Annotated in this window: 6 protein-coding genes; 3 read left to right on the top strand and 3 right to left on the bottom strand. The window is 62.2% G+C overall.

Features of this window, described 5'->3' with window-relative positions; all coding sequences use genetic code 11:
* Positions 1–37: 37 nt before the first annotated feature.
* The 3 genes from G6039_RS12090 to G6039_RS12080 form a co-directional block, all read right to left on the bottom strand.
* Entirely contained in the window at positions 38–823 is a 786-nt protein-coding gene (locus G6039_RS12090) for a DUF5602 domain-containing protein (protein WP_235194074.1), read from the bottom strand.
* Between the two features lie 48 nt (positions 824–871).
* On the bottom strand, positions 872–1,330 hold the full coding sequence (locus G6039_RS12085) for an SRPBCC family protein (RefSeq protein ID WP_043800200.1): 459 nt from the start codon (positions 1,328–1,330) through the stop codon (positions 872–874).
* Between the two features lie 788 nt (positions 1,331–2,118).
* Entirely contained in the window at positions 2,119–2,301 is a 183-nt protein-coding gene (locus tag G6039_RS12080) for a hypothetical protein (protein ID WP_043800203.1), read from the bottom strand.
* 527 nt (positions 2,302–2,828) lie between these two features.
* On the opposite strand from G6039_RS12080, the gene G6039_RS12075 reads away from it, so the two are divergent.
* From G6039_RS12075 to G6039_RS12065, 3 genes are all read left to right on the top strand, one after another.
* Positions 2,829–3,077, top strand: a complete 249-nt coding sequence (locus G6039_RS12075; protein WP_152103990.1) for a hypothetical protein — start codon at positions 2,829–2,831, stop codon at positions 3,075–3,077.
* 4,651 nt (positions 3,078–7,728) lie between these two features.
* Complete coding sequence (locus G6039_RS12070) at positions 7,729–8,436, top strand: ParA family protein (RefSeq protein ID WP_080688564.1); 708 nt, start codon at positions 7,729–7,731, stop codon at positions 8,434–8,436.
* Positions 8,436–9,347, top strand: coding sequence for a ParB/RepB/Spo0J family partition protein (locus G6039_RS12065; RefSeq protein WP_080688565.1), 912 nt, complete (start codon positions 8,436–8,438; stop codon positions 9,345–9,347). Before G6039_RS12070 ends, G6039_RS12065 begins: the two co-directional genes overlap by 1 nt.
* Positions 9,348–9,560: the final 213 nt, after the last annotated feature.

Here is a 9,560-nt window from a genome sequence, read left to right as displayed (position 1 = left end):
GTACGGTGGGGTGCAGCACTGGGCATGTGCTCGGGGGTCACGATTTCTGGCGCAAGATCATTTCTCCGAGAGCGACGTCGACTTCCTGGGCCGCGTGGTCGAATCGGACGCTGTAGACGGTGGGGTAATAGGCGGTGTGCTGGTAGGCCTGCGGCTGCTTGATGTCCTCCTGCATCGTCGGCCTGGTGAGCAGCCAGGCGCGAGTCATCATCGGCTCCATGAAGGTGTAGTTCCCGTCCCAGGATCCGTTGATGAACGTCTGGGTGAAGTCGTAGACACCGGGGATCATCCCGGCGGTCGCGTCCATCCAGTGCACGCCCATGAACGGCACCGCCAGCTGGGATGCGAGCGGGCCGGGCGGGGTGATGTAATCGCGGGGGATGTACTTCCCGTCCGGCAGGTGTGTGGCGCGGGCCGCGTACTCCGGTGTGGCAGGATCGATCTCCATGGTCGAGGACATGTCGGTCATGTAGAAGTGCATGTCGAAATGCGGTTTTCCGAACAGGATTTCGGGTTCGTGTCCGTGCGGGTTCCAGTTGAGCATGACGTGGTCGAACACCGTCGCCGATGCCTGGCCCGGCAGGTCCAGCATGACCATCGCAGCCTGGTCGGGAAGTCCCTCCAAGGCAGCGGCAGACATCCGGATACCGACAGCGGTCGGGTCACCCTGTGCAGTCACCGTGGCGTATGTTCTGGCCGTCCCGTGACCGACATTCTGGAACGAACCGTAGTATGTGCGAGTTTCCGGCGGTCCGGCGGCGGCCGCGCTGCACCCGGCCGCCGTGACGCAGGCCGCGAGGAAAAGTCCCAGCAAGCGGAGCATTCGATGAGGTCGCATGATGGCCCCCTTGTCGAGATCGGTGCCGACCCGTCAGGATCCGCACAAGCGTTCGTTGCGTGCGCGGTGCGCGATCGTCGCAAGATCCGCGCGTAGCGCCCGGGCAAGTAGCGGAGCAACCACCGGCAACATCAGTCCCCCCAGCCGCGTCGTCGCCTCCACCCTCCACCGGGTACGCACACAGGTGCCCGACACCACCGGTTCGAAGCGCATCTCGTAGACACCCCCGAAAGGCTTGCTGAGTACGGCATTGACGGTGCGCCGCGGACGATCGAACACGGTGTAGTCCGACGTGCCCTGCACGGTCAGCGGACCGGTGCGCAGGACCATCGAATACCGGGGTGTACCGTCGGCGCGGATGTGATAGTCGCGTACCGCCGCAACCTGTTTCGACAGGTTCACCAGACGCTGCCCCTGATCCGCGAAAAATAGGTCCCAGGTCTGATCGGGGTCGAAGGGAAAAACCATTTCGGCGTGAACAGTCCGACTCATGACGGAGCTCCCGTGTCCCGGCCTTGCGTGGGGCGAACCTTGTGATCCGTGCATCCAGTGTGGGTCGGTGGTGCGTCCCCGGACCATCCCTCGCACGGGGGGTCTCGGGCACATGCGGACCCACGGATACGGGGATCGCAGGAGGTTGCGGGAAGCGGAAGGCGACGCACATTCGGATACCGACGGCGATACCGAGTTGGAGATCGGTCAAGCCGCAGGGTACTGCTATCGCAGGCGGCGGATAGGGGCTTCGGGGGTGGGTTCGTCGTCTCAGTGTCGCGGCAGCTCGTCTCTTTCCTCTGCGCCGGACCGGTGCTGTGACGACTGGGCGCCGGATCGGCGGCAGGTCGGGCCCATACGGGTGCGGCGGCCACAGCGGAGCCGGCCTGACCCACAGGGTCTTGGCCGGTCGGAGAATGCGCGGCAGGGATCACCAGGCCGGTATGAGGCCACGACGCACGACCGGAGCCATCCACATCGGCGCGTTATATAGCGTTACAACGTTCGAATCGGTGCCGGGAGACGGCCACGGCCCGACCGCTCGTGACCGCCGACGGGCATGCCGGAGCTGCGGCCTTTCGAAGAAGCAGTCGATACCGCCCGTGGCGGGTGCGGCTCGCTGCGCCCGCTGGGCGTATTCGTGTCGCTCTCCGAGCGGTGCGGATGCGCCCCTCTCGGGGGACAAAGAACAGCGGTTCGACTGCGGACGGCGGTGCGCGTCCCGACGTTGCCGGCCGGCCCCGAGGAGCGTCCCGGGTGGTCGCGTCAGGGCCCGATGCGGGTTGGGGCTACAGGTCGAACAGGGAAAATTGGGCGGCCTGGGCCTGGGTTTCGGTGTCGCGGCGGTGCCGGTCGGCCATGGCGCGGGCGAGGTCTTCGGTGCAGCCGAGTTCGGTGGCGACCTCGCTCCAGTCGTGGCCGTCGTGGCGCAGCTGCCACGCCCACTGGTGCAGCTGTTCGTCGGTCTCCATGCCGGGCGCCCCTTCAATGACCGGGGACGCTCTCGCCCCGCAACTCGTGAGCTGCCGCAACGGTAGCCGAGGCGCCGCGGATTCCCCGGGAGGCGCGCCGAGGAGGCTCCGGCCAGGTTGGGAGCCGTGCGTGGGCCGTGCCGGCAGGACCGGCCCCGGCATTCAGTGGGGCTCGGCGGAAAAGCCGGTCCAGACCGGGCAGGTCGCGGACTACCGGCGGATGCGAGGGCGGGCTGTAGTGATCGGCGACGGGGATCGACGACGGGGATCGGCGACAATGCCGTGGGCCGGATACCGGAGGAAGAAGGTGCGACGGGCAACCGTGGAGATCTTCGTCGACCAGGCGAAGACCACGCACTATCTGATCTGCGCGTGGTGGTGCCTTCCGAGGATCTGACTGCGGCCCGCCCAACGATGCGGACGCTCGAGGCCGCACACCACCGATCCGGCAGGCCCACCTGTTCGCCGCGCCGATCGCCGGCCGTCCGCACCGGCAGGTCCGTGACCAGTTGCTGGCGGCGTTGGGGGTGCACAGCGCTGAGCTCGGGGCGCGCCGCATCCTGGTCGAATCGTATGCCCAGGACAAGCAGGATCTCGCGGCGCTCACCGGCGCTCTCTCCCACATCGGGGCGCCCACGACGGTGCGGGCGATGGTGGACCGCCGGCACGCGCACGAGTTGCTGGGGGCCGCGGACCTGATCGCGTACGCCTACACCGCCGGCGGGCAGCTGCGGCACGCGATCGACTCGCTGGTCACCGCGGCTCGGGTGCCGTAGACAAGCGCACAGGCCGGGCGACCACGCACAACGTGCGGGCTCCCGGCCTCACTTTCCTGCCTCTTCGCCAGGACACCCTCGACGATAGCGGGCCACTCCCCTCGCCGCCCCGCACCATGCCTTCGGCACGAACCCCAAGAACCAAACCAGACCAGACCGTCCCCGCGAGCCACCCTCAGCGCGGCCACCGCATCCCCCGAAGAGGCCTGTGCCCTGGCGGCGGGGCAGTAGACGCTAGACCCGACTCCTACCCCCTAATTTCACCGGGCTGTCCGGAATCCTGCACCTGAAGGCACGATTCGTAATTACCTCCCGTCTACGTTTCCGCCCACGGCGTGCATACCTTCGACCCAAGAAAACAAATTCGAGTCGGTAGGCGACACGAGGAGGATCTTATGATGAAATTACTACCAGGAATATAAACCGACCGGAGGAGATCGAACAGTACCCATCGCACACAACTACATGACGCTTGGACAGCACATGACAAAGCCCCCTTGCGGGGGCTCGTCATTCGGTCGAACTTTGCCGAGATCGACCAGAAATCCTACACCTAACAGTGTTGATTTTCATCCTCACCGTTAGGTGTCATTTTGGAGCCGAAGTTGCCGCTTCGACTCCGTTTTGCGCTGTCACCAGGGATTTCCTTGCCGAGATCCCCGATTCCCTGAAGGGGCTTATCATGCCTGATACGTCTCAGGGTACCCCATGCCCTGAACAGCAAACAACCTTTTCGACGACCTCCGCGGAGCAAACCACACATCCGGAGAGAATATCTGTCGGTTGTCCTATCTCCGATTACGTCGATATCCAATTTTCCGACGCCGTGTCCCGCGCTAAAGAGAATATCGAACGCGTCGAGATAATTAATGAGGAAAGCGACCAGCGCGGCCGCACGTGGTCAATTCCTGTCTCGCCACAATTACAATCCAAAACCCCCATTTGGTCAGGACGCGCACAGTGGCAACGGCAGGTCCGCGAAATGCTCAACCGGGAGGAAGGCAGAAGCCTATGCCGGCACCATCACGCCGACCCCGAACGGGTCTTTGCCGTCGCGGTGACCATGGCATCGTTCGCGGACCTGCGGACAGGCCGGCGCGTCACAGCGTCCCGCGAGGTACTCGCAGAACGCGCAGGGGTTTCCGTCACTGTTCTCAAGCGCACTCGTCGAGTCCTGGCTGAACTCGGCCTAGCCCGCGAAATGGTCCGAGGGCGTTTCCTGCACACACTCGAACAGTGGGCGGCTGAAGCGCATCATGGACGTAAACAGATCAAGGCCACCAGCGTCTGGGCACTGCTCTCTCCCAAGGCAGTCGTTCTTCGGAGCACACGCGATCGCACGGCCCAGACGACGTCCCTCGCGCGGGGCTGCACCAGGACCTCCGCAACAGCCAGCAAACCTCGTCGCCTGCGTTGTCCACAGAACCATGACCATGGCCCCCAATCTGTTGCTCTATCTTTTGACACTTGTACTTCTGTTAAGAAGTACAAGACAACGCGCGCGAGCGCGCGCAGGTTCGATAACTCACAAGAACAACCCCGAGAACCGCGCTCCATCAGCCTCCAAAAGGCTGCGGCGGGCCTAATTGCACACGCTCCATGTCTAGACACTGGCGAGCACATCGGATCCGTCTGCGAGGCTCTCAGGGACCATTACGTCGATCCTGAGCGATGGACTGGCCGCGATATCGCACTTGTCCTCAACGAAGACACTCGCCGACGAGGATGGACCTGGCCTACACGGGATTCGTTGAAGCATCCGGTTCGATACCTTCGGTGGAGGCTCGCCGCAATTGACTGGTCACACCCCTCCCCTACCGAACGCGCCAAGGCGGCGAAACGACACCGCGATGCCGAACGTCAAACAGCTTCATTCGTTAGGGCGGAACAAGCTGAGAAGACCGCATCGGAAAGCGTTCGGCTTGCCGCAATGGCTCGGATCCGCAGTCTGCTGCAAGAAGGACGTTTCAGGGAAACAACCCGGGAGCGTATTAGCTGACGACAAGCATGAGCACTGCCGTCAGCTGACTCATTTGAATGGACATGGATCTATGCATCGAGCGGTGTGCGGCGCAGCGATCAGGGCGTACCCGCGGTTTACCGCGGTAAACCCGTGAGGATCTCCTTGCGCTGCGGAGCGAGACGCTGCCGAGACAGGTCCCCGCGGAGGAGTCCGGGATGCGGTTTACCGCGGTAAACCTCGCCCCTGTTCCCCCGCTTCTGCCACCGGCGATTCATTGCAGGTCCCAGCCATCGGTGATGGTCATCACCATCGTGCTCTCTCATGAGCCTAGGGATCGCAGTGAACCGGAGGGCGGCCAATGCGAGCCAAATGCGCGTCTCGAATGAGACTCAGCCGTTTTGGGGATGTTTGTGGTGATCGTCGGCGTCTTCCTGTTTACCGCCGTAAACAGGATGGTCGTCGGTGTCTTCATAGCTCGCTCCTCAAGATCGCAATTGTACGCATCGGTTCGGATTCATCGTTCGATAGTCAACTTCGGGCGACGGTTTACCGCGGTAAACCGCACCCCCCTCTTCTCCCCTTGTAACCCGGCGGGGAGTGTCGCCGCTCCCCCTCCTTTGTCGTCGTTACTCGGCCAGAGTGTCTCGTGAGCATCCTTAGGGGTGTGGTTTGACCAACGCGGGTTTACCGCGGTAAACCACGTATGTCCCGCTCCTCCCGCCTGGGCATGAAAACTCGTGAATCGACCAGTCGCAGCCCAGGTCCCTATTTGCAGAGCTGAAGTCGGAGGCCCCACTCGGACCTCAGGCTGGCGTTCGCTCCGACTGCACCTCAACGCACCGGTGTTGTTTACTGCAGTGAACCGCCGACAAGAACTCCCTCGTCCCCGAGGATCGTTTAAGCGCGCTGAAGCAGGGGTTTCCTGCCGATATTCCTGCCCAATGGGACGTTTCTTGGCTGCCTGCTGGTTGCCGACTGCGGCAGAATCATCGGTCCGTGGTGCCCGGTGTGGTATGTGGAAACATGGCTGCGCTTCATCCGGGGAACCAGATGGTTTACCGCGGTAAACCAGCGCCCCGACGATGCTAATGAAACTGGCACGTTGCCCGTTCGAACCAGCGGATACTGGCGCCGTTGTTTACCGCGGTAAACCGAGGGAAGTTCATTGGCGGACCATAATTGCTCGCGAGTTCCTCGTTTACCGCGGTAAACAGTGAGTCACGAGGGGCAAGAAGCTCGGGACACGAAGCTCGGCCAACGAAGGGATGGGGACAGGGCGGGGCGAGGATAGTCGCGCGGTTGTAATGTCTACTGAACAATCCGCGCGAAGCTCTGTTTACGCACTGGGTTGACCATGGTAAACCGCCGAAGAGACTCGGAGCGACCCCCGCTGTCGTCCGACGTCAGTTGATATAGTCAGCGTCCTTCGAATCTGTGGTATGCCACGATTAACCCTGTTTACCGCGGTAAACACGAAGCCACCGACGATCACCCTGTTTACCGCGGTAAACACGAAGCCACCGACGATCACCCTGTTTACCGCGGTAAACACGAAGCCACCGACGATCACCCTGTTTACCGCGGTAAACAGGCTCTCATTCTCCGGCCACTGCAGCGGTCATTCCCTTCTAATTCAACCCCCAATCCAGCCCGCCAGGTGGGTCCGTTAACGGGTTCCGGTGGGGACGAGGTGTAAAACCAGCGTCCCGCTGCAGCTCGGATACGCCACCGGTGATGGCCCCACGCTACTACCTAGCCGTAACCATCACAGAAGCCGAGGGCCTCGCGCTTGCTGTCTTGTTCAATCGCTAAGGCAGGCCGTGCCACAACGGGCACTGCACATGAAGCATCGGTCTTACGCCCAGCAGAGCAGCGCCATGGCGATCATGGATCTCCTGACTACCTTCGCCAATGGGCGGAGCTCAACGTCAGGATCTGCAGCATTTACCGCGGTAAACCACTCCTTCAGAACACAGCGTCGACAGGAGTCGAAGAAGAATGCGACGAGCGGCCTTCAGCGCGGGGAGAACCGGAATCTCGGTCAATCTCCAGCCGTTTCGGTCAGGGCATCCCAACCTCTATCGTCGAAAAGAGAAGCATCGTGCAGGTTCTCGTCGAGCTCGGCATACGATAGCTAAAGACCTCGTCACAGTGACGAAATAGTGTCGGGGTCTGAGTACCCTAAGAATGACAAAATCCCCACTGTGTTCCGCCTCCTGCATGACCCCTTCACGACGACGCCGGCGACACGCCGAAGCGATCAAAGATCTTTCGGCCTAGAAACCAGGCGGACCCGAGGTGAGGGAGTGCCCTTGTGTACCCCTCGACCTCGACCTGGCCGCGTTTCCATCCACGCGTCGACAGTCTCAGGAAGCCAACCGAACCGGAGTCCGATCGACGCATCAGCTTGCGGCAGAATGCCTTTCCGCAGATAGCCCTTGGCGGTGTTGTAAGTGATGCCGACACGGTCGGCAACCTCGTGCAAAGTCAGGTAGCGAAGCACATCTGAGATGGTACGGCGAAAGCTTGTTCAGTAGACCTGTAAGGGTCTATTGTACGAGTTGCGCGCCTCATAGAGCTGCATCGAAACCGTTACAGTGGTGCAGGCGCAATCGTCATCTCCGTCAGAGGATGGCGATGCGAGTCCGAAGTAGCCCCACCGTGGGGTGAAGCATACGGAGGTAACCCATGGCTGTCCATGTCATGCTCAACCAAAAGGGTGGCGTCGGAAAATCCACCCTCACAATGAACCTCGCCGCGGTCAAAGCGGATGTTCTCACCGCAGGTGACGACGACGTCCAGTCCCCGGTAGCAGCAATCTCAGTGGACCCCCAGGGCTCCGCAGTCTGGTGGGCCTCTCGCGTCGAAGAACTGCCGTTTCTGATCGACCAGGTCCACGACAACCTCGACGTGCTCCGCAATCTCGACAAGCTTCCCGGCATCAAGCACGTCTACGTCGACACCCCGGGTTGGATCGACCTGTCCGGCGCGGACGACGGCACCGACATCCTCGGAACCGGCAGTTCCGCCGACGCCCTGCGCGCCGTCCTCGAAGTCGCCGATCTGGTCATCGTTCCCATCGAACCCGAACCGCTCTGCTTCGATCCCACTGCTCGCACCATCAAGCAGGTCATCGAACCCCTCGGCAAGAAATTCATTGTCGTGGTCAACAATTGGGATCCCCGGGACGGCAAGGTCGATCTCGAGCAGACTCGCGAGTTCGTCCAAGCCAACGGATGGCCTCTCGCACGAACAGTGGTGCGACACTACAAGGTCCATACCCGCGCTGCAGCCGAAGGTCGTGTTGTCACCGAATACGAAGCCAACCGCGTCTCTCTGCAGGCACGGGAGGACTTCTACAAGCTCAGCCTTGAGCTCGCGGACGGTGGTCGCTGATGCCGCCCAAGGGCGGGCGCGCGAACTTCGCCTCTCTTGTCGGAGCAGTGGGCGACAATTCTCCGGTAGACCGCAAGCGCACCCCCGCACCTGAGAAGACCACGATCGAGCCTCTCGAGGGCCAACTGCTCGCCGATGTTCCGGTTGACCAGCTCATCGCCAACCCGAGAAATCCCCGTGACGAACTCGGAGACCTGTCGGATCTGGCCACCATCACCGACCGGCAGCTGCAACCCGGAACCGTCGTCAGCCGCACAGCCTGGCTGAAACTGTGGCCCGAAGACGAAGATGAAATCGGCACAGCGCAGTTCATCGTCGTCAACGGCAACCGCCGGCTCGCTGCCGCCCAGAAATACGGCCGCCCCGGACTCGACGTTGTGCTGCGCGACAGCATTGCCGTCGACAAGGGCGAAATTCTTTGGGCTGCAACAAGTGAGAACATCGACCGTCGTGACTTCGATGTTCTCGAAGAAGCCAAGGCAGTCGAGTTGATGGTCTCCGAGTTCGGCAGCGCGGACGCAGCAGCGAAGAAACTCGGCCGCTCCAAAGGCTGGGTCTCTCAGCGTCGCGCCCTGCTCAAACTCGCGCCCGAGCTTCAAGCAGCTTTGCGCGCAGGCGATCTCGCTGTTCGGCAAGCCCGATCTCTGGCCCGAGTTCCGCTCGAGGAGCAAGTCCTGGCATGGGAAGCGGCCCAGAATCCCGAGTCGGAGCCCGAGGTGGCCGAGGCAGAGAGTTCGGAAACCGAAGAGTCGCAGCCGAAAGAGCCTGCGAGCAAGCTTGAGCCGGTGGACAAGGTTGCTCAAGCGCTCAAGCGACTGGGGGCTGATCCGGATGTGCTTGCCGCGGCTGTGCGTAAGCATTTCACCGACGATGAGCGTCGCAAGCTCATCGATGCACTCGAGCTCCGGTAGGCTCGGCTCGGAGACGGGTCCGGGGGATCGAAAAAGGGCGGCAGTGGTGAGTCGATGAGCAGAATCGACGACCAGATCCCACTTTTCGATTTCGGCCCCGAAGAGCCGTCTGCTGACCCACTCGCTTCCAACTGCCCGCGTACGCTCTGACGTGATGGTTCACGTACAACCTCACATGTAGGTGTTCGGCGGCGCGATCGAGCTTCTCTCGGA

It is taken from the genome of Rhodococcus aetherivorans (assembly GCF_011058165.1).
In the GTDB taxonomy this organism is placed as follows: domain Bacteria; phylum Actinomycetota; class Actinomycetes; order Mycobacteriales; family Mycobacteriaceae; genus Rhodococcus; species Rhodococcus aetherivorans.
The sequence above is the reverse complement of the archived record's forward strand: the minus strand, read 5'-3'. Positions and strand labels throughout refer to the sequence as shown.